Below are 19,488 nucleotides of genomic sequence, written 5' to 3' on the forward strand. Positions count from 1 at the left end.
TTAGCGGTCACCGCGGGCGGCAGCGACGGAGACGACTCGCTGTCGTGCGTCGTTTTTGACTTCGAGAACATCGGCTTTGGCCTCCAGGAAGCGGCGCGGATTGACCGCGACGCCGTTCAAACGGACTTCGAAATGCAGGTGGCTGCCGGTCGACCGGCCGGTCGAACCCATCTTGGCGATCTGCTGCCCCGCGGCGACCTTGACCCCCGCCCTGGTCGTGAACCCCGACAAGTGGGCATAGCGCGTCATGATGCCCTGACCATGATCGACTTCGACGACATTGCCATAGCCCGACTTGACGCCGACAAAGCTGACGCGGCCCGGCGCGGCGGCAAGGATCGGCGTGCCGATCGGGCCGCGGAAGTCTACGCCCGCGTGCATCGCGCCGGCGCCGGTGAAGGGGTCGCGGCGATAGCCGAAGCCCGACGACATCATCAGAACATTGGCGGGATTGCCCGACGGCACCGCGACGAGCGTGCGTTCGAGAACTTCCATGCGGAACAGCGCACCATCGAGCGCGGCGAAGCTGGCGCCGAGCGCCTTGGCCTGACCCCCGCGGCCACGAAAGGGAATGAAGGGACCGCCGCGACCGGCCGCGGCGTTGCGCACCAGCGTGTCGGGGTTGAGGCCAAGAGCTGCAACCGCGGTTTCGGCTTTTGCGACACGGTCCTTGACGGCGCCGAGCAGGCGTGCGGCAAAGGCCTCCTGCCGCGCTGCGAGCCGCGCCAGCACTTGTGCTTCGGGCGGCAGGTTCGGGTCGATCGCGCTCGTCTTGACGGGTTCGGCGGGCGCGGCGTCCGACGTATGCGTTTTTTGGGCGGCGGTGGCCATGTCGGCCGGATCGATGCCGAAATGACTTTCGGCGACGCTTTCAAGCAGCGCCTGTCGCTCTTCGAGATCGGCGGCGGTTTCGGCGACGCGGTCGCGATATTTGGCGATGCGCGCCTCGGACGCGGCGGCGGCGGCTTTCTGCGCCGCAACCGCCGCGCGTTCGTCGGCGGTGAGCAGCTGGTTGACGAGCACGGCAAGCGTTGCGCCCGCCCAGGCGAGCAGCACCAGCCCGGCGATCAGCGCGACGCGTTTCTGCCAGAGGGCGCTGACACGCAAGAAACGGACGTGGCCGTGCGTGCGAACGAAGATTTCATGGTCCTGAAACAGCGCGTTAAAGCGCTGGCGCACATCGCGCAGGCCCGTTGGTTTCGACGACAAGTGGCGACCCCATCTTGTTTGTTTTTGGAGCCCTCCGCCCCGATTGATGCGCGCCTTAACAGGCCGAACGGACCCAGGCGAATCTTTGGGCGCCGAGTCGGGGTGAGTCGAAACCAACGCGCGGTGAACGGTGTCAACACGGCGGAACGCTGCCAATCTGGCGCGAAATGACGTGCGAATCGGCGGCTTATATTGACGGCTTGCTTACCAATTTTGGCTAGGGGTAAGCGGTGCATATCATGGCCGAATCCGCTCCGATCCGCGCTGCCGAGGCGGCCAGCGATCCCGTCGTCCCGGCGCCCGCGCGCCCGCGTTCGGCGGTCAGCGCGGGGGTCGGCCTGGTCGGGCTGGCCGGTCTTTTGACCTATTTGCTGCTCGCGCGCTTCGCGCCCGAGGTCGCCGCCTTTCTGGGGATCGACTGGGGCGACCGGGGGCCGATGAGCGGACCCAATTCGGCGGTCGCCAGCGTGCTCGCCTGCGGCGTGCCGATGGTGCTCTGGTCGGTGTTCGTCGACAAGGTGCACCGCAATCCGTCGACAGGGATCGACTGGGCGCTGCGGCGCCCATGGCGCGACACACTCGACATCAGCCTGACCAAGCTCGCCGGGCTGTGGGCGACCTGGGGGCTGATCGCGCTGATCTATGGGACGATGCGCTATTATTGGGAGGGCAATTACGCCTTTTCGATGAACCTGCTGGAGCGCGTCGCGCCGTGGCTGCTCCTTGTCTCGGTGCCCTATATGCTGTGGCTCGACCGCCGCATGATCGAGCCGCGCGACGGTTGTTACCAATTCGGGCGCTGGCTGATCGCGCCCGGCAAACCCGTCGATGGCCGCGCGATCGGCCATCATCTGCGCGCCTGGGCGGTGAAGGGTTTTTTCACCGCCTTCATGCTGTCGATCGTGCCCGGCAATTTTTCGGCGCTCGTCACCGTGCCGATGGCCGAGGTGCTCGCGAACCCCTATCTGACCGGCATCTGGGCGATCAATCTCCTCTATCTCGTCGACGTCCATATCGCGACGGTGGGCTATATACTGACCTTGAAGCCGCTCGACGCGCATATCCGCACCGCCAACCCCTATGGCATGGCGTGGGTCGCGGCGCTCGTCTGCTATCCGCCCTTCATCCTGATGAGCGGCGGGCCGCTCGATTATCAGGTCCATGGCGCTGACTGGGGGCATTGGCTCGCGGGGCATGACGGCCTGCTGGTCCTCTGGGGGGCGGTGCTGGTGCTGCTGACCGCGGTTTACAGCTGGGCGACGATGGCGTTCGGCATCCGCTTTTCGAACCTGACGCACCGCGGCATCATCACCCACGGCCCCTATGCCTTCACGCGCCATCCCGCCTATGTGGCGAAAAATCTGACCTGGTGGATCGGCGCGCTGCCCTTCCTTGTCACCGCGGGCGGCTGGGTCGAGGCGGCGCGCAATGTCGTGCTGCTCGGCCTTGTCAGCGGCATTTATTACTGGCGCGCCAAGACCGAGGAAAAGCATCTGCTCGGCGATCCGGCCTATGTCGCCTATTGGAACTGGGCACAGGCGCAGGCGCCGGTACCGCGGCTGATCGCGAAACTGACGGGGCGGGCGCGCCCGTTGGTCCGGCTGGAACCCGACGCGCGGGTGGGGCCGGTGGCCTAGCGCGCCGCTCCAAGATCCTCCCCATCGCAAGTCGATGGGGAGGATCATCGAGGGACGCTCTCCACCCCAAAGCGGCACCCCTCCCCATCGCCGGGCGACGGGGAGGTTGCCGGGCCTTTAGAACTTCACGCCCGCCTCGACGCCCCAGATGCGGGGTTCGTTGACATAGCTCGTCAGGTTGTTGAAATCGATGCCGCCGGTCGGCGATTCATCGTTGGTGATGTTGCGCACAAAGGCCGCGACGTCGAAACGGTCGGTGCGGTAGCCGACGCGCAGCCCGCCCTCGATCATCTTGTCGTCCGAGAACTCGACCGACTGATAGAGGAAGAACTGCACCTTCGACCGGTAATACCAGTCGGTGAAGGCATAGATGGCGCCGTCGCCGACGGGGATTTCATAACCCGCGGTCGCATTCAGCGTCCACTTGGGCGACTGCGGCAGCTGGTTGCCGTCGATCGAGAAGATGCCGGGGCTGCCCGGCCGCTGCGGGTCGAGCACCGTGCACGGCGTCGCCGAACCACAGCCCGCGACAAAAGCGTTGGCATCGTCGATCTCGGCGACGTTCCACGCGCCGCCCACGCTGAAGGTCAGCCCGCGCGCAGGCGCCGCCTGCAATTCGGCCTCGATCCCATGGCCCTTGGCATCGACGTTGAGCAGGCTGGCGACGTTCGCCGTGCCGCCGACCGCGGTCAGCTGAAGATCCTTGGTATCGAAATAATAGCCGGTGAGGTTGAAGCGGACGCGGTCGTCGAGGAAGGCGGTCTTGATCCCCGCCTCATACGACATCGTTTCTTCCTGATCGGCGGTCGAAATCACGCGCGAGAAGGTCAGGCGGCCCTGCACCGACGGCGCGCGATAGCCGCGCGCAACGCGGGCGTAGAACGTCACGGCGTCCGACGCTTCCCAGGTCGCGCTGGCGTCCCATGTCAGCAGCTTGCCCTTGACCCTCGCGCTTTGGGGCGGGACCGGCGTGTTCGGATTGACGACGAAGATCGGGCGCGTTTCGACCGGGCGCGCCGCGACGAAATCGCGCGTGTCGTGGTTGTAGCGCGCGCCGGCCTGAAGCGTCAGGCCGCCCTCGAAGGCGTAATTGACCGAACCGAAGATGCCATAGGCTTCGCTGTCCTGCCGCTGCACCGCGATCGCCGCAGGGGCTGCGTCGGTCGGACCGCCGAAATCGAAGCTGGTGATGTCGAGCCCTTCGTCGAAATAGAAGGCGCCGAACTGGTAACCGAGCCCGCCGCTGTTGTTCGAGGCGATGCGGATTTCCTGCGTGAACTGGTCGAGGCTGGGCACATTGTCCTGGCTCTGCGCCGCGAAGGGAATCAGTCCGGGACCCGATACGGGCAGGAATACCGCGCCGAAGCCGCCGTCGATGTCGCCGCGGCTCTTGAAATTGCCGTTCCAGTAGGAGGTGATCGAATAGGCGGTCACCGCGCCGAAATCATATTCGAGGTTCAATGCGGCATTATAGGTGTTGAGCTTCTGGAAATTGATTCCGTCCTGCCACACCTTGTCGCGCTCGAACGCGGTGTCCGCGCCGCCGAGGCCGACAAGGCGGTTGCTGCCCGGCAGCTGCGTATTGGCGCGGAAGATGATCGCCGAGCCGTCGAAGACGCGAACCTGCCCGGTTACGCGACCGGTAAAGGGGCCGTTTTCATATTGCAACTGGAGCCGCGCGGCGATGTCGTCATAGCCGCCGAGATCGTCCTTTGCGGTGGTGGCGATATTGTCGACCCAGTCGTCGCGATGCTGATAGAGGCCCGAGAGGCGCACCGAAAAGCCATTGTCGTCGGCGGCGCCCGCCGCGACTTCGACCTGGCTGGTGCCGTAACGGCCATAGCTGGCGCGCGCATAGCCGCCGGTCTTGCCGGGCTTGACGGTGTCGAACTTGACGATGCCCGCGGGGGTGTTGCGGCCGAAGAGCGTGCCCTGCGGCCCGCGCAGCACCTCGACGCGGTCGAGGTCGAAGATCGGAAAGCCTTTCAGGATCGGGTTTTCGAGCACGACCTCGTCGTAAACGAGACTGACCGGTTGCGAGGCGTTGAGGTCGAAGTCGGTGTTGCCGAGGCCGCGGATATAGAAGCGCGGAAAGGAGCGGCCATAGGAGCTTTCGATGTTGAGGCTGGGGACGCGGCCCGCGAGCGCGCGGATGTCGGCGCCGGTCGAGGTGATCGCGCCCAGCGTGTCGCCCGACAATACGCTGACCGACACCGGCACATCCTGCAGGCTTTCCTCGCGGCGCTGCGCCGTGACGACGATGTCGCCAAGGCCGCTGCCTTCTTCGGCGGCGACGACCGAAGCCTCCTGTGCGGCGGCGGGGGCGACCGCGGCGGCAGCGAGGGCGACGCTCATGGCAAGGGCGGAAGGAAGATGGCGCATGACCTGTCCTTTTCGAAAGTGAAGCGGGTAGGTAGACAATTTTCCCGCCGTTGCCGCGCACGCGCCGCACGGTCAACGCCCGAGCGCCGCGCCGCCGTCGTTCGTGTCAGCAGTGTTGCCCAATTGCTGCACTTTCGGGGCGATGCGGGAGGCGGGTTAGAGCGGCGTGCTGTATATCCTCCCTGTGGCCGACGGCCATGGCGAGGGGGACCCGCCGCAAAGCGGTGGTGGGGAGGGGGGTGCAATCGAGCGCCAATCGCCGCTCTAACCCCCGCTTACCAACCCAACGCAGCCTTTTGCGCCTAGGCCGAAGCCAGCGCTGTCTTCTTTGCTGCGCGCTTCGCCGTTTTCGGCCGCCTGAACCAGAAGGTCCATACCGCGAGGCTGCCAAGCAGCGTCAGCGAAAGTCCCGAAACCGTCAGCAAGCTGCGCCATGCCCAGCCGCCGACCCTCGACGCATGGAGCGGGAAGGCCATGTTGAACGCCTGCGCCCCCGGCGGCATCGCGAGCGCATCGCGCGCGCCCAGCACGTCGCCGGTCGCGGCGTCGAACCACAGGGTCGTGCGACCATTGGGGAGCCATTCGGCGGGCTGTTTCATGCGCAGGCTGATCGGGTCGCCATCCTTGCGCGGCAGGCTGAGGATGCGGAACTCGGCGTCGGGGAAGCGGCGGTGCGCTTTGGTCAGCATCGCGGTGTAATCGGGCTTTTCGGCAAGCGGGCCACCCATGTATTTCGGCAGATCGAGCGCCTTCGCGGTTTCGGCGGGCGATCCGAAGGGGGCGACCACCCCCAGGGCGAACGGGCGGAAGATCATCATCGTGCCGGTGACGATCGAAATCAGCAACAAGGGCGCGGCGACGATGCCGAGGTCGCGGTGGTGCATCAGGACCGACGGGCGGCTCATCCTTTTGGGCCACAGGCGAAGCTGGAAAGTCCGCCGTGTGCGCCACCACAGGATGACGCCGCTGATCACGAAAAACAGCCCTGCAAGCCCTGCGACGCCGATCACCCATTCGCCATTGTCGCCGACGAAGAGATGGTGGTGGAAATCGAAGAGCCAGAGTTCGGGCCGCTCCCACTGGCTCGCCCAGCGCGTGACAATCTCGCCCGACTGACTGGCATAGGCGCCCGCACCTTCTGCGAGCCGCAGTTGGTGCAGCCCGAAGCGTTCGTCGGCATAGATGATGCCCTGCGTCCCCTGTGCCGCCATCAGCTTTTCGGTGGCCGCGGCGACGGTGGCAAGATCGCCTCGCAGCGGATCGCCCGCGCCCGGCACGCCGATCCACAGATGCTCGTAAAGCAGGATCGTGCCCGACAGGCCGAGCAGCGCGAGCACCAGGCCGATGAGCCCCCCCGTCCAGCGGTGCAGCGTGTCGAGCAGTTTCATCATTTAAAAGCGATAATCCCAGCCGAGCGTGAAGGTGCGGCCGCGCCCGGCAAAATTGAAGAAATTGTCGGTCGGCCGCTGGGTGTCGCTCGCGTAGCTGATATATTGCCGGTCGAACAGGTTCGACACCGCGAGGCTCACCCCGCCGAGGCTGGTCTGATAGCGGACGATCGCATCGGTCAGATTGTAGCCCTCGAAATCGTTGCGCGCGTCGCGGTTCGGGCCGCGGAAGGTCCGCGCCAGATAGAATTGCGTCTGCACCCGCGCCGACAAGGGACCGTTCGCATAGGCCGCAGCGAGGTTCAGCCGGTCGGGCGAGATGTTCGCGCCGTCGAGGTCGGTTTCGACCAGCCCGTCCGCGTCATCGTCGAACTGGCCGACGATATGCGCATAGCCCGCCGACAGCGTCAGCCCGTCGATCGGCATCTTGACCGCCAGGTTGATTTCCAGCCCCTCGATTTCGACGCGCTGGCGCTGGACGTCGAAAATGCCGTCGGGACGCGCGATGAGCAATTGCCCCTTCTTGCTCGACGACCAGAAATAGGTCGCGCTGGCGTCGAGCGGGCCGCGCTTCACCTCGACGCCCAGCTCGCGGTTGTTCGAGACGATGGGCGAGATGTCGAGGAAGCTGTCGATGTCGACGCCGGGGGTGCGCACCGCGCGCGTGATGCGGCCGACGTCGGGCACCGTATATCCCTCGGCATAGCTCGCATAGGCGCGGATGCCGGGCATGGGCTCGACGATGACGCCGCCGTTCAGCAGCACGTCGTCGAAGGTCGGGCTGCCGCCCGAAACGAAGGTGCGGCCCGCGGAGGCCAGCGTCGTGTAATCGTCGATGCTGATCTTCACATTTTCGTAGCGCACGCCGCCCGCGAGGCGGACGAGCCCGCCCGCAAGCTGGAGGTTCGCCTGGCCGAAGGGCGCAAGGCTGCGAAAATCGGTCGGCGGAACCCAGACGCGGTCGGTCGCGATCAGCCGCTGCTCGGTCGAATCCCACAGCGCGTCGAAGCCCGCGATCAGCGTCAGCGCCTCGAGCCCCGGCACGGCGCGCTCATAGCTCAGCTTGCCGCCATATTTGCGGCTGCGGTTCTGTGACTGGTCGAACAGGGTGCCGATGGGGGCGATCGCCGCGTCCTGAAAGGTCGCGATCGGATTGGGTTCGCCGCCGAAGGTGTCGCGGCTGCGGTTCCAGAAAATCTGGCTGATGAAATTGCCGCCGCCCAAATTGCTGTCGGTCAGCGACAGCGAGACGCTTTCGGTGCGGTTCGTGGCGGGGACGCCCGGCGGCGTCCCCGGCCGTGCGCTCGTCGGCAGGCCCGCGGCCTTGTTGCCCGCGACCGCGGCATAGTCGCCGTCGCCTTCCAGCTCGAAGCGGCTGGCGATCAGGTCGAGCCGCATCGTGTCGGTCACGGCGTAACCAAAGCGGCCGAACAGCGAGAGCGTCTCCGAATCCTGCGTCTCGCCCTGCGTCAGGTTGATGCCGACGCGGCGGCCCTCGCCGTCGAAAAAGACGCCGCGGCGTTCCCAGGCGGCGCCGACCGAGGCGTCGAAGCGCCCCGCCTTGTACTGGACGAGGCCCGCGACCTTGCCGCCCATGCCTTCGTCGGAAAAATCATTGTCGGCGCTCGCCTGAAGCAGCGCGCGGCCCGAAACGCCTTCGTCGGTCGGCGCGCCGACCGTCACCTGGTTGACGATGCCGCCGGTGCCGCCGATCCCCTGCAAGGCGTTCGATCCGAAGATCAGTTCCACCCGATCGACGAAAAAGCCGTCGATGGTGAAGCCGTCGCGGCTGCCGTCGCGCAGCGGGGTCGATTGCGGGATGCCGTTGATCGCATAGAGCGGCGAGCGCCCGCGCAGCGTTTCGCCCGCGCCCGACAGCTTCTGCCGCGTCGGCGAGAAGCTGGGGCTGAGGGTCGCAACCGCGTCGGTGACCGAACCGGCAATCGCGATCTGCTGGTCGAGCGCATCCTTTTCGATGATGTCGATCGTCAGCGGCAGCGCGTTTGGCGGCAGGATGGTGCGCGCGGCGGTCACGATGATCGTTTCGCCCGCGTCCCCCGCCAGCGCTTCGTCGACAGGCGGCGCGTCCTGCGCCAGTGCGGGGAAGGGAAGCGCGCCCGAAAGCAGGGCGGCGGCGAGCCATTTGCGATTCATTATCAACTCCTGTTCGGCAGTGGCCGCTAGTGCGACACATTCGCAAAGGCAAGGGGAATCGTGCGGAGGCAAGATGCATGGGCCGCTTGCGGACATTGGCTTCGCCGCGATGACCGACAAGCCGACGCCCGGTCCACGGTGACGTCGCGACCTCGCGGGACAAGGGGTGACGCCGCGCGCCGTTCCGCGCTATCACCCTGGCCATGCGGGAAAAGGAACTGCGCTTCGCCCTCATCTGCTATGGCGGCATCAGTCTTGCCGTCTACATGCACGGCGTCACCAAGGAAGTGTGGCGGCTCGCCGCCGCGTCGCGGGCCTTTCACGACGGCGGGGCGATCGGCGGCACGGGTGCGGTCTATCGCGACCTGCTTGGTGCGATTGCGGCGCACGGCAATGTGCGGCTGCGCGTCTTTACCGACATCGTCGCGGGCGCGAGCGCGGGGGGGATCAACGGCATCTTCCTCGCGCGTGCGCTGGCGACCGGCGAATCGCTCGATCCGCTCACCGACCTCTGGCTCGACAGCGCCGACGTCGACAATCTGCTCGACCCCGACGCACGGCCGCTGTCGAGAATGACAAAGTTCTGGGCGGTGCCGATCGCCGGCTGGGCGATGAAACGGCGCGGCAACAGCATCGACCGGACGGTGGGCGAAGCGGCGCAGGACGAGGTGCGCGCCAAGCTTTCGCGCTTCGTGCGCGCGCGCTGGTTCGAACCCCCCTTTGGCGGCGAGACCTTCTCGCACCTGCTGTTCGACGCCTTTGCCGCGATGGACGCGGCGCCGCGCGGGCCGGTGCTGGTGCCGGATGGCCAGCCGGTCGACCTGTTCGTGTCGGTCACCGATTTTGCCGGGCACAGCGTCCCGCTTGCGCTCAACAGCCCGCCGCGCGTGACCGAGAACGAGCATCGGCTGATCCTGCATTTTCGCGAGGACGGCCGGACGGGCAAGCGGCTCGACGATGTGCCGGGGCTCGCGGCGGCGGCGCGTGCGACGGCCAGCTTTCCCGGTGCCTTCCCGCCCTTCACGCTGCGCGAAATCGACCGCGTGCTCGAAAAGCGCGGATTGGATTGGCCCGGCCGCGACGCCTTCGTCCGCGCGCAATTGCCGCGGGGCGAGGCGGGCGATGCGGCCGACCGCGTGCTCATCGACGGCTCGGTGCTCGCCAACGCGCCCTTTCGCCCCGCGATCGCGGCGCTCAAGCAGCGCCCCGCGCGGCGTGAGATCGACCGCCGCTTCGTCTATATCGACCCCAAGCCCGACTTTCGTTCGATCAGCTTCGGCAGGCCCGGCGACGCTGCCGACAGCGACGACCCGCGGTTGCCGGGTTTTGTGCCGACCATCCTCGGCGCATTGTCCGAAATCCCGCGCGAACAGCCGATCCGCGACAATGTCGAGGTGATCGAGGGCATGTCGCGGCGCATCCGGCGGATGCAGCATATCGTCGATGCGATGAAGGTCGAGGTCGAGGAACAGGTCGCGGCGCTGTTCGGCACGACCTTTTTCCTCGACACGCCGACGCTTGCGCGGCTCCGGAAATGGCGCGCGAAGGCGCAGGAACAGGCCGCGGCGCGCGCGGGTTTTGCCTTTGCGCCCTATGGTCACCTCAAATTGTCGGCGGTGGTCGAGGAACTGGCGCGGCTGATCGACCGGCTGCTCCCTGCCGAGGGCGCAATTCATCGCGCGAACCGGCGCCTTGCGCTGTGGGACGAGGTGCGCGCACGCGGGCTCGACCGGATTTCAGGGAAGAAGGGGGCGGGGGCGAGCGGCGATGCGATCGCTTTTTTCCGTACCCACGACCTTGGCTTTCGTATCCGCCGTCTGCGTTTCCTCGGTCGCGAGCTCGACACCGCGGTCGAGGCGAAGCGCGACGCGCGCGACCCCGCGTGCGACGCAATGCGCGACGCGATCTTCGCGGCGCTCGGCCTCTATCTCGACCGGCAGGGCGACGCCTGGCTGGCCGACCTCGACCTCCCCGCCGACGCCGGGCCGGGCGACTGGATCGACGCGATCGCGGCACGCCGCGACCTCGCCATCGTCGACAGCGAGGCCGACGCGCTGATCGCCGCCGGGCTCGCCGCGATGCCGAAGGACGACCGCCGCGTGCTGCTGCTCGCCTATCTGGGCTATCCCTTTTACGACATCGCGACCCTGCCGCTGCTCCAGGGCGAGGGGTTCGACGAATATGACCCGATCAAGATCGACCGCATCTCGCCGTCCGACGCGACTGCGATCCGCAGCGGCGGCGCGGCGGCAATGTTGAAAGGGATCGAGTTCAACAGTTTCGGCGCCTTCTTCAGCCGCGCCTACCGCGAGAATGACTATCTATGGGGCCGCCTCCACGGCGCCGACCGGCTGATCGACATCGTGGCGTCGAGCGTGACCGGCGAGGGCGCGCTGCCCGCTGCGGAGCTTGCGGCGATGAAACGTCGCGCGTTTCACGCGATCCTCGATCAAGAGGAAAAGCGGTTGCCGAAGGTTGCGGCGTTGATCGCGCAATTGCGGCAAGAGATTGGCTAGAGCGGCGTGCTGTATATCTGATTCAACCTGTTGGCTGGGCAGAAGGCGGGCAGCGATGAGCCGAACCTGTTCGATTGATCTTGGGGAGCATGTGGTTGGTGCGATGGCGTCGGGCGCATCGGCACGGGCCGCTGCGGCGCAGTTTGGGGTCAGCGTCGCGACCGCTCTGATCGAACAGGCCTTCGCCAAGCTCAAGACGTCCTGCGAAAGACAAACGAACGATCCGTCGATACAAGTTGGAAACGCGCCGGTCTGCTCGCCGCCTTCGCACCAAACGAATGCGCAAACTATCTCGGGAACGACCGGTACGCTTCAATCCAAGACGATCACGCCCTCGCCGCGAAGCGCCGCCTCCATGCGTGCAGCGGCGGCGTCATAGACACGCTGTTTCAGCCCGGTCGTCACCGCGTCGGGTGCGCGGTCCGGATGGCCGCCGGCGAAGGGCGGCGCGGGATCATATTCGATTGCGAGCTGGATCGCCTGCGCCACCGCCGCTCCTTTCAGTCTGGCGATCAGCGTCAACGCAAAATCGAGCCCCGACGTAACGCCGCCACTCGTCACGATCTGTCCATCCTCGACGACGCGGCCCGGTTGATGTTCGGCACCGACCAGCGGCAGCAAATGCGTATAAGCCCAATGTGTCGTCGCGCGTTTGCCCGCGAGCAGCCCCGCGCGCCCGAGCAGGAAGGCGCCCGTGCAGACGCTTGTGACCCATGCGGCGCGCGCGGCCTGCCGGGCGATGAAATGAATCGTCGCGGCATCACCCAGCGCCTCGGCGACGCCATGCCCGCCCGGCACGCACAAGATATCGGCCTGCGGCGCAGAGGCGAAATCGTGCGTCGGCACGATTGCAAAGCCGCTGTCGGTCGCGATCGGGGCAAGGCTGGAGGCGGCCCCTGCGACAACCGCGCCCGGCATCCGGCTCAGCGCTTGCGCGGGCGCGGTGAAATCGAGCTGGGTGACGCCGGGAAACAGCAGGAAGACGATGTTGGTGGCCGACATGTCGGTCATCGGATGGTCCTTCGCAGATCATGGATCACCCAGGCGCGCGGCTGGAGGCCAAAAGGGTCCGCCCTGCTTGCCGACAGGACTCCATCCTCAAGCGTCAGTTGCGGGGCGCGTCAAGGATAGCGCGGCGCGGATGCGGCGGGAAGCCTATTTGTCCGTGCCGTCCCCGGCGGCGCCATTTGCGGCGCCGCCGCTGTCCCGGCTTTCGAGCATCGCCGCCGCGTCATCGAGCGCCTTGGCTTCGCTGATCGTTACCCCGCCCGGGCCGGGTTCGTTGTCGGTGCGGCTGCAACCAGGGGCGAAACCGAACAAGGCCAATGCCATGATCACCATCGATTTTTTGCCCATCGCTCTGCTCCCATGAAAAAGGGCTCCACCCTTGCCGGATGGAGCCCCATATCAGCCCGAAGGCGAAGCGACGACTTACTGCTTGTCGTTGGCTTCGGCCTTGGCGGTTTCTTCGGCGACCTTGTCGCCAGCAGCTTCGACGGCGTCGCCGGCAGCGTTCACCGTGCCTTCGACAGCGTTGCCCGCGTCGTCGGCGGCTTCGGCCGTCGCGGCGGCGGCATCGGCGGCGCCTTCGGCCATGGCCTCGCCCGCGGCTTCGACATCTTCGCCGGCCGATGCGGCGGTGTCGGCGGCCGCGTCCTGGGTCTGTTCCGAACAGGCGGCGAGGCTGAAGGCCGCGGCGGCCATCGAAGCGATAATGATCTTGCGCATGGGTTTCCTTTCGAATGCAATGGCCACCGGGGCCATGGGGTGAGACCTAACGACCGATCCGCAGCTTGGCAACCACGGTGCTGCGCCGTGCCGATGGTCAGGGCGCGGCCCGAAAGAAAAAGAGGCTGTCGGCGAACCGACAGCCCCTTCTTCGTTCATCAGCCGATAAAAGCCTGAAAGAAAATTACTTCTTGGCTTCTTCCATCGCGCCCTTGGCGGCGTCGGTCGCTTCCTTGGCGGCGTCCGCAGCTTCGGCGGCCTTGTCGGCGGCCGTGGCGGCGTCGCCGGCAGCGGCGGCATCGCCCGCGGCGTCGGCGGCGTCGCCCGCAGCGGCGGCCGCGTCGGCAGCGCCCTCGGCCGCTTCCATCGCACCATCAGCCGCGCCTTCAACGGTCGCGGCGGCGTCATCGGTGGCAGCTGCGTCGTCGGCAGCCTTTTCAGCGCAGGCGGCGAGGCCGAGCGAAGCGGCGAGGACGAGCGACAGCGTGATCGATTTTTTCATGTGGGAATACCCCTCTCAATTGAACTGACCGACCGGCACAGGAACGGATCGATCCCGAAAAATGCCAATCGCGCGCAGAATTACCGTCTCGCCAAAAGGCGTGCAACGACCTTTTTGTCTCGTTCCCCGCCTTTCATCGCAATCGGTCGATGGTCTGCGCGCGCAGCGCGGAAATCGCGGGATGAGACTTGGTTGACCAGATATAAAGAAAGCTTTATATGATGATTGATGAGCGAGCTGATCGACATTTGCCGGGCCTTGGCCGATCCGACCCGCTTGCGAGTCGTGGCCTTGCTGCGCGAGATGGAACTGGCGATCGGCGAGTTGGCGGTGGTTCTGGACCAGAGCCAGCCGCGTGTTTCCCGCCACGTCCGCATCCTGGTCGAAGCGGGGATCGTCGAGCGGCGCCGTGAGGGAAGCTGGGTATTCCTGCGCATCGTCGCGGATGGGCCGATCGCCGCAATCATCGCGCAAGCGGACAAATGGCCTTTTTCTGCGCGCGAAATGCGCGTGATCGCGCATGATGCGCGTCGCCTTGCGGCGGTGCGCGCCGAACGCGCGGCAGCGGCCGCGCGATATTTCGCCGAACATGCTGCCGAATGGGATGCCATTCGCTCACGCCATGTCGCCGAAAGCGAGGTCGAAGCGGCGATGCTGGCGATGATGCACAACCGCCGCCTTGGCCACCTTCTCGACATCGGGACGGGAACCGGGCGGATGGCAGAGATTTTTGCTCCGACCGCGCGCCGCATCACCGCCCTCGACCGCAGCCCCGAAATGCTGCGGATCGCCCGCGCCAAGCTCGAAAGACAGCCGGTGCCCGTCGACCTGATCCAGGGCGATTTTCTGGAGTTGCCGGTGGGGGACGCGAGCGTCGACAGCATCGTCATTCATCAGGCGCTGCATTTTGCGCACGAACCCGATCGCGTGATCGCGGAAGCGAGCCGGGTGCTGCGCGGCGGCGGCCACCTGCTGATCGTCGATTTCGCGCCGCACGAGGATGAGGAATTGCGCACGCTTGCCGCGCACGCCCGCCTCGGCTTTTCGGACGCGCAGATCCGCGGCTGGTTCGCCTCGGCGGGCCTGCTGCTCGAAACCACACAGACGCTCGAAGGCGGGAAGCTGGCCGTCAAGCTCTGGCTCGGACGTCGCCGGAGCGACCAGGATCAACCCCCCGTCAGCGACGGCGGACCGACGAAAAGGCTTGCTGCATGACCGCGAATCTCGACGCGCTGGCGGAAGCGCGCCGCGCGGCGGCGTCGCCGTTGTTCGCCAATCTCGACGGCGACGTCGGCGTCAGCTTCGAGTTTTTCCCGCCGAAGTCGGAGAAGATGGAGGCGCAGCTGTGGGATACGTTCCGCACGCTCGAACCGCTGGCCCCCAGCTTCGTCTCGGTCACCTATGGCGCCGGTGGGTCGACCCGCGAGCGCACCCATGCCACGGTCGCGCGCATCGCGGCGGAGAGCCGGGTGCCGCCCGCGGCGCACCTTACCTGTGTCGAAGCCTCGCGCGCCGAAATCGACGAGGTGGCGCGCGCCTATTGGGATGCGGGCGTGCGCCATATCGTCGCGCTGCGCGGCGACGTTCCGGGCGGCGGACCCTATCGCGCGCACCCCGACGGCTATGCCAATGCGGTCGAACTCGTCGCGGGGTTGAAGGCGATCGCGCCGTTCGACATCTCGGTCGCCGCCTATCCCGAAGTGCATCCCGATGCCGATTGTCCACAGTCCGACCTCGACAATCTGAAGCGCAAGCTCGACGCGGGTGCAAACCGGGCAATCACGCAATTCTTCTTTTCGCCCGACAGTTTCCTCCGCTTTCGCGACACCGCGGCGGCGGCGGGAATCGACGCGCCGATCATCCCCGGTATCCTGCCCGTGTCGAACGTGTCGCAGACGCGGCGGATGGCGGACATGTGCGGTACCGCGATCCCCGCGTGGATGGTGTCGCTGTTCGATGGGCTCGACGACCACCCGGCGGCGCGCCAGCTCGTCGCGGCGACGGTCGCCGCCGAAATGTGCCGCCGCCTCTATGCAGGGGGGGTGCGCGATTTCCATTTCTACACGCTGAACCGCGCCGAACTCAGCTATGCCATTTGTCATTTGCTGGGGCTGCGGCCAGTATCGACATTGAAGGATCGGGCAGCATGACATCGTCATTGGCCAGCAGCGCGCGCGACGCGCTGAAAGAGGCGGCGAAGCAGCGCATCCTCATCAAGGATGGGCCCTTCGGTACCGCCTTTCAGCATCGCAACGCCTATGTCGGCGTCGACGGGGCCGAACACGGCCTGTCGATCGATCCGCGCGGCAACGGCGATTATCTCAACCTGGCGCGGCCCGATATCGTTGCGGACATCATGCGCGACTATCTTGTCGCGGGCGCCGATATTATCGCAACCAACACCTTCAGCGCGAATCGCATCAGCCAGGCCGATTATGGCGCCGAGCATCTGGTGGCCGGGATCAATCTGGCCAGTGCGCGCCTCGCCCGCCGCGAGGCCGATGCGATGCAGCAAAAGGACGGCCGTCGCCGCTTCGTCGCTGGCGCGGTCGGGCCGACGAACAAGACGCTGTCGCTGTCGCCCGACGTCAACAATCCGGGTTTTCGCGAGATCGACTTCGACGAATTGAAGGACGTCTATCTGGAACAGGTGGTCGCGCTGGCCGAAGGCGGCGCCGATTTCATCCTGATCGAGACCATCTTCGACACGCTGAATGCGAAAGCCGGGATCGCCGCGACGCTGGAAGCCGAAGCGGCGTTGGGGCGCGAACTGCCGCTGATGATCTCGATGACCCTGACCGACCTGTCGGGCCGCAATCTGTCGGGGCACACGGTCGAGGCCTTCTGGTATGCGGTGCGTCATGCAAAACCGATGACGATCGGGCTCAATTGCTCGTTCGGCGCGGCGCAGCTGCGCCCGCATGTTAAGGTTCTGTCGGACATCGCCGATGCGCTGGTGATGGTCTATCCCAATGCGGGCTTGCCGAACGAGCTTGGCGAATATGACGAGCTGCCCGAGACGACAGCCGAACTCGTCCGCGAATGGGCCGAGCATGGGCAGGTCAATATCCTCGGCGGCTGCTGCGGTTCGACGCCCGACCATATCGCGGCGATGGCGAAGGCGGTCGAGGGGCTGGCGCCGCGCCAGGTGCCCGAGGTGCCGGTGCGGACGCGGCTGGCGGGGCTGGAGCCATTCACGATGGCGGCCGCCTAGTCCCCCTCCCGCTTGCGGGAGGGGTTAGGGGAGGGGCTGTCCCTGTCCGACGGCGCCGCCCGAGATTTGAAACAGACCCTCCCCCGACCCCTCCCGCAAGCGGGAGGGGAGAAGAGAGCCCGATGACCGAAACCCTTTCCTCCTCCACCTTCGTCAACATCGGTGAACGCACCAACGTCACCGGTTCAGCGGCGTTCAAGAGGCTGATCCTCGCCGACGACTATGCCGCGGCGGTCGAGGTCGCGCGCCAGCAGGTCGAAAATGGCGCGCAGATCATCGACGTCAATATGGACGAAGGCCTACTCGACGCCGAACATGCGATGACGACCTTCCTCAAGCTCATCGCCGCCGAGCCCGACATTGCGCGCGTGCCGGTGATGATCGACAGTTCGAAATGGAGCGTGATCGAGGCCGGGCTGAAGTGCGTTCCCGGCAAGCCGATCGTCAATTCGATCAGCATGAAGGAAGGCGAGGAGCAATTCCTGGACCATGCGAAGAAGTGCATGGCCTATGGCGCCGCGGTCGTCGTCATGGCGTTCGACGAGGTCGGACAGGCCGACACCAGGGAGCGCAAGGTCGAGATTTGCGAGCGTGCCTACAAGCTGCTGATGACCATCGGCTTTCCGCCCGAGGACATTATCTTTGATCCCAATATCTTCGCGGTCGCGACGGGGATCGAGGAGCATGACAATTATGCGGTCGATTTCATCGAGGCGGTGAAGGAGATCCGCGTCCGCTGTCCGCACGCGCATTTTTCGGGGGGGCTGTCGAACCTGTCGTTCAGCTTTCGCGGCAACGAGACCGTGCGCCGCGCGATGCACAGCGTCTTTCTCTACCATGCAATTCCCGCGGGACTCGACATGGCGATCGTCAACGCCGGGCAGCTCGACGTCTATGACACGATCGACCCCGAACTCAGGACCGCGTGCGAGGATGTCATCCTCAACCGCAAGGTCGAAGGCGAAGAGCTCAGCCCTACCGAACGGCTGATTGCGCTCGCCGAACGCTATAAGGGAACGAACGCCGCGCAGGAAAAGGCGGCTGAGGAATGGCGCGGCTGGGCGGTCGAAAAGCGCCTTGAACATGCGCTGGTCAAGGGCATCGACGCGCATATCGTCGAAGATACCGAAGAAATGCGCCGCGCCATGGATCGTCCGATCGAGGTGATCGAAGGGCCGCTGATGGACGGGATGAACGTCGTCGGCGACCTGTTCGGGTCGGGCAAAATGTTCCTGCCGCAGGTCGTCAAATCGGCGCGCGTGATGAAAAAGGCGGTCGCGCACCTGCTGCCTTTCATCGAGGCGTCGAAGGAGCCGGGAGCAAAGGGCAAGGGCAAGATCGTGATGGCGACCGTCAAGGGCGACGTCCACGACATCGGCAAGAATATCGTCGGCGTCGTGCTGCAGTGCAACGGTTTCGAAATCATCGACCTGGGCGTGATGGTGCCGTGGAGCAAGATCCTGGAGGCCGCGAACGAGAATGACGCCGACATGATCGGTCTGTCGGGCCTCATCACCCCCTCACTCGACGAGATGGTGACGGTGGCCGAGGAAATGCAGCGCGCGGGCATGACGATTCCGCTCCTCATCGGCGGCGCGACGACGTCGAAGGTCCATACCGCGCTGCGCATCGACCCGGCCTATCAGGGGCCGGTGCTCCACGTTCTCGACGCCAGCCGCGCGGTCGGCGTCGCGACCGCGCTGGTCAGCGACACCGGGCGCGATGCCTATGTGAAGGGGTATAAGAATGATTACGCCCATGTCCGCGACGTGCGCGCGGGCAAGGGGCAAAGCGTGCTGCTGAGCATCGAGGAGGCGCGCGCCAATTATTACGATGCCTATTTGAGCGACAAGCCCGCACCGCCGCTCCAGCCCGGCCTCCACCGCTTCGACGACTGGTCGCTCGCGGACCTGCGCGACTATATCGACTGGACGCCCTTCTTTCGCGCATGGGAACTGCATGGAACCTGGCCGTCGATCCTGCAAGACGAGGTGGTCGGGGAGACGGCGCGGGCGCTCAAGGCCGATGCCGATGCGATGCTCGACCAGATTATTGCGGAGCAATGGCTGACGGCGCGTGGGGTTTGCGCCTTCTGGCCGTGTGCGCGGCACGGTGACGATATTGTCATCCACCTTGCCGAGGAAGAGCGCCATGTGACGCTCCCGTTCCTGCGCCAGCAAATCAAGAAGAGCCGCGACCGCGCCAATATGTGTCTCGCCGACTTCATCGACCCGGCGGGTGACTGGATCGGCGGCTTTGCGGTCGGCATCCATGGGATCGAGCCGCATTCGGAGCGCTTCCGCGCCGACAAGGATGATTATTCGGACATTTTGCTCAAAGCGCTCGCCGACCGCTTCGCCGAAGCCTTTGCCGAGCGGCTGCACCAGCATGTCCGCACCACATTATGGGGCTATGCGCCGGGCGAACAGCTCACCAACGAAGCGCTGATCAAGGAGGAATATCGCGGCATCCGCCCGGCGCCCGGTTACCCGGCGTGCCCCGACCACAGCCTGAAACCGATCCTGTTCGATCTGCTTGGCGCGGGAGAGAATGCCGGGCTGGTGCTGACCGAAAGTTTTGCGATGCTGCCGACCGCGGCGGTGAGCGGCTTTTATTTCGGCCATCCCGAAAGCCAGTATTTCGGCGTAGCGCGGATCGGCAGTGACCAGCTGGAGGATTATGCCCGGCGACGCGGCGTCGATCTGGAAACCGCGACGCGCTGGCTGCGGCCCAATCTGGATTGAGGCGCTCTAGCCAT

General features: G+C 65.9%; 14 protein-coding genes and 1 pseudogene. 7 read left to right on the forward strand and 8 right to left on the reverse strand.

Features of this window, described 5'->3' with window-relative positions; translation table 11 throughout:
- The gene (locus SALA_RS00135; RefSeq protein ID WP_011540366.1) at positions 1-1,209 is read right to left on the reverse strand and encodes a M23 family metallopeptidase; all 1,209 of its coding nucleotides are present in this window, start codon (positions 1,207-1,209) and stop codon (positions 1-3) included.
- Between the two features lie 239 nt (positions 1,210-1,448).
- Here SALA_RS00135 and SALA_RS00140 point away from each other — a divergent pair, with 239 nt between their 5' ends.
- Positions 1,449-2,846 (forward strand): methyltransferase family protein, encoded by a 1,398-nt coding sequence (locus SALA_RS00140; RefSeq protein WP_041382865.1) that lies wholly within the window; start codon positions 1,449-1,451, stop codon positions 2,844-2,846.
- A 117-nt stretch (positions 2,847-2,963) separates the two neighbouring features.
- On the opposite strand, the gene SALA_RS00145 is transcribed toward SALA_RS00140, so the two are convergent.
- The 3 genes from SALA_RS00145 to SALA_RS00155 all read right to left on the reverse strand — a co-directional run bounded on the left by SALA_RS00145 (position 2,964) and on the right by SALA_RS00155 (position 8,770).
- Entirely contained in the window at positions 2,964-5,228 is a 2,265-nt protein-coding gene (locus SALA_RS00145; protein WP_011540368.1) for a TonB-dependent receptor, read from the reverse strand.
- Between the two features lie 302 nt (positions 5,229-5,530).
- On the reverse strand, positions 5,531-6,616 hold the full coding sequence (locus SALA_RS00150) for a PepSY-associated TM helix domain-containing protein (protein WP_041383478.1): 1,086 nt from the start codon (positions 6,614-6,616) through the stop codon (positions 5,531-5,533).
- Positions 6,617-6,619: 3 nt separating this feature from the next.
- Positions 6,620-8,770 (reverse strand): TonB-dependent receptor, encoded by a 2,151-nt coding sequence (locus tag SALA_RS00155; protein ID WP_011540370.1) that lies wholly within the window; start codon positions 8,768-8,770, stop codon positions 6,620-6,622.
- Positions 8,771-8,973: 203 nt separating this feature from the next.
- On the opposite strand from SALA_RS00155, the gene SALA_RS00160 reads away from it, so the two are divergent.
- Positions 8,974-11,286: a patatin-like protein gene (locus SALA_RS00160; protein ID WP_011540371.1), complete on the forward strand. Its 2,313-nt coding sequence runs from the start codon at positions 8,974-8,976 to the stop codon at positions 11,284-11,286.
- Positions 11,287-11,341: 55 nt separating this feature from the next.
- Positions 11,342-11,455: pseudogene (locus SALA_RS17700) on the forward strand (IS630 family transposase); the annotation flags it as partial.
- A gap of 143 nt (positions 11,456-11,598) precedes the next feature.
- On the opposite strand, the gene SALA_RS00165 reads toward SALA_RS17700, so the two are convergent.
- The 4 genes from SALA_RS00165 to SALA_RS00180 form a co-directional block, all read right to left on the reverse strand.
- Complete coding sequence (locus SALA_RS00165) at positions 11,599-12,297, reverse strand: DJ-1/PfpI family protein (protein WP_011540372.1); 699 nt, start codon at positions 12,295-12,297, stop codon at positions 11,599-11,601.
- A gap of 144 nt (positions 12,298-12,441) precedes the next feature.
- Complete coding sequence (locus tag SALA_RS00170; protein ID WP_041382869.1) at positions 12,442-12,642, reverse strand: hypothetical protein; 201 nt, start codon at positions 12,640-12,642, stop codon at positions 12,442-12,444.
- A gap of 75 nt (positions 12,643-12,717) precedes the next feature.
- Positions 12,718-13,014 carry a hypothetical protein gene (locus SALA_RS00175; protein ID WP_011540373.1) on the reverse strand — a complete coding sequence of 99 codons (297 nt, stop codon included), beginning with the start codon at positions 13,012-13,014 and terminating at the stop codon, positions 12,718-12,720.
- 184 nt (positions 13,015-13,198) lie between these two features.
- A complete protein-coding gene (locus SALA_RS00180) occupies positions 13,199-13,516 on the reverse strand; it encodes a hypothetical protein (protein WP_011540374.1) in 318 nt (105 codons plus the stop codon).
- A 228-nt stretch (positions 13,517-13,744) separates the two neighbouring features.
- Here SALA_RS00180 and SALA_RS00185 point away from each other — a divergent pair, with 228 nt between their 5' ends.
- From SALA_RS00185 to metH, 4 genes are all read left to right on the forward strand, one after another.
- Positions 13,745-14,731, forward strand: coding sequence for an ArsR/SmtB family transcription factor (locus tag SALA_RS00185; RefSeq protein WP_011540375.1), 987 nt, complete (start codon positions 13,745-13,747; stop codon positions 14,729-14,731).
- Positions 14,728-15,666 (forward strand): methylenetetrahydrofolate reductase, encoded by a 939-nt coding sequence (gene metF, locus SALA_RS00190; protein WP_011540376.1) that lies wholly within the window; start codon positions 14,728-14,730, stop codon positions 15,664-15,666. Before SALA_RS00185 ends, metF begins: the two co-directional genes overlap by 4 nt.
- Positions 15,663-16,730, forward strand: a complete 1,068-nt coding sequence (locus SALA_RS00195; RefSeq protein WP_011540377.1) for a homocysteine S-methyltransferase family protein — start codon at positions 15,663-15,665, stop codon at positions 16,728-16,730. The genes metF and SALA_RS00195 overlap by 4 nt, the downstream gene beginning before the upstream one ends.
- A gap of 122 nt (positions 16,731-16,852) precedes the next feature.
- Positions 16,853-19,474 carry a methionine synthase gene (metH, locus tag SALA_RS00200; RefSeq protein ID WP_011540378.1) on the forward strand — a complete coding sequence of 874 codons (2,622 nt, stop codon included), beginning with the start codon at positions 16,853-16,855 and terminating at the stop codon, positions 19,472-19,474.
- Positions 19,475-19,488 lie beyond the last annotated feature (14 nt).

Source organism: Sphingopyxis alaskensis RB2256, assembly GCF_000013985.1.
GTDB classification, from domain to species: Bacteria; Pseudomonadota; Alphaproteobacteria; order Sphingomonadales; family Sphingomonadaceae; genus Sphingopyxis; species Sphingopyxis alaskensis.

Coding starts and splice junctions, on each gene's coding strand:
- SALA_RS00140 (WP_041382865.1), top strand. CDS start 1,449: ATGGCCGAATCCGCTCCGATCCGCGCTGCCGAGGCGGCCAGCGATCCC.
- SALA_RS00145 (WP_011540368.1), bottom strand. CDS start 5,228: ATGCGCCATCTTCCTTCCGCCCTTGCCATGAGCGTCGCCCTCGCTGCC.
- SALA_RS00150 (WP_041383478.1), bottom strand. CDS start 6,616: ATGAAACTGCTCGACACGCTGCACCGCTGGACGGGGGGGCTCATCGGC.
- SALA_RS00155 (WP_011540370.1), bottom strand. CDS start 8,770: ATGAATCGCAAATGGCTCGCCGCCGCCCTGCTTTCGGGCGCGCTTCCC.
- SALA_RS00160 (WP_011540371.1), top strand. CDS start 8,974: ATGCGGGAAAAGGAACTGCGCTTCGCCCTCATCTGCTATGGCGGCATC.
- SALA_RS00165 (WP_011540372.1), bottom strand. CDS start 12,297: ATGACCGACATGTCGGCCACCAACATCGTCTTCCTGCTGTTTCCCGGC.
- SALA_RS00170 (WP_041382869.1), bottom strand. CDS start 12,642: ATGGGCAAAAAATCGATGGTGATCATGGCATTGGCCTTGTTCGGTTTC.
- SALA_RS00175 (WP_011540373.1), bottom strand. CDS start 13,014: ATGCGCAAGATCATTATCGCTTCGATGGCCGCCGCGGCCTTCAGCCTC.
- SALA_RS00180 (WP_011540374.1), bottom strand. CDS start 13,516: ATGAAAAAATCGATCACGCTGTCGCTCGTCCTCGCCGCTTCGCTCGGC.
- SALA_RS00185 (WP_011540375.1), top strand. CDS start 13,745: ATGAGCGAGCTGATCGACATTTGCCGGGCCTTGGCCGATCCGACCCGC.
- metF (WP_011540376.1), top strand. CDS start 14,728: ATGACCGCGAATCTCGACGCGCTGGCGGAAGCGCGCCGCGCGGCGGCG.
- SALA_RS00195 (WP_011540377.1), top strand. CDS start 15,663: ATGACATCGTCATTGGCCAGCAGCGCGCGCGACGCGCTGAAAGAGGCG.
- metH (WP_011540378.1), top strand. CDS start 16,853: ATGACCGAAACCCTTTCCTCCTCCACCTTCGTCAACATCGGTGAACGC.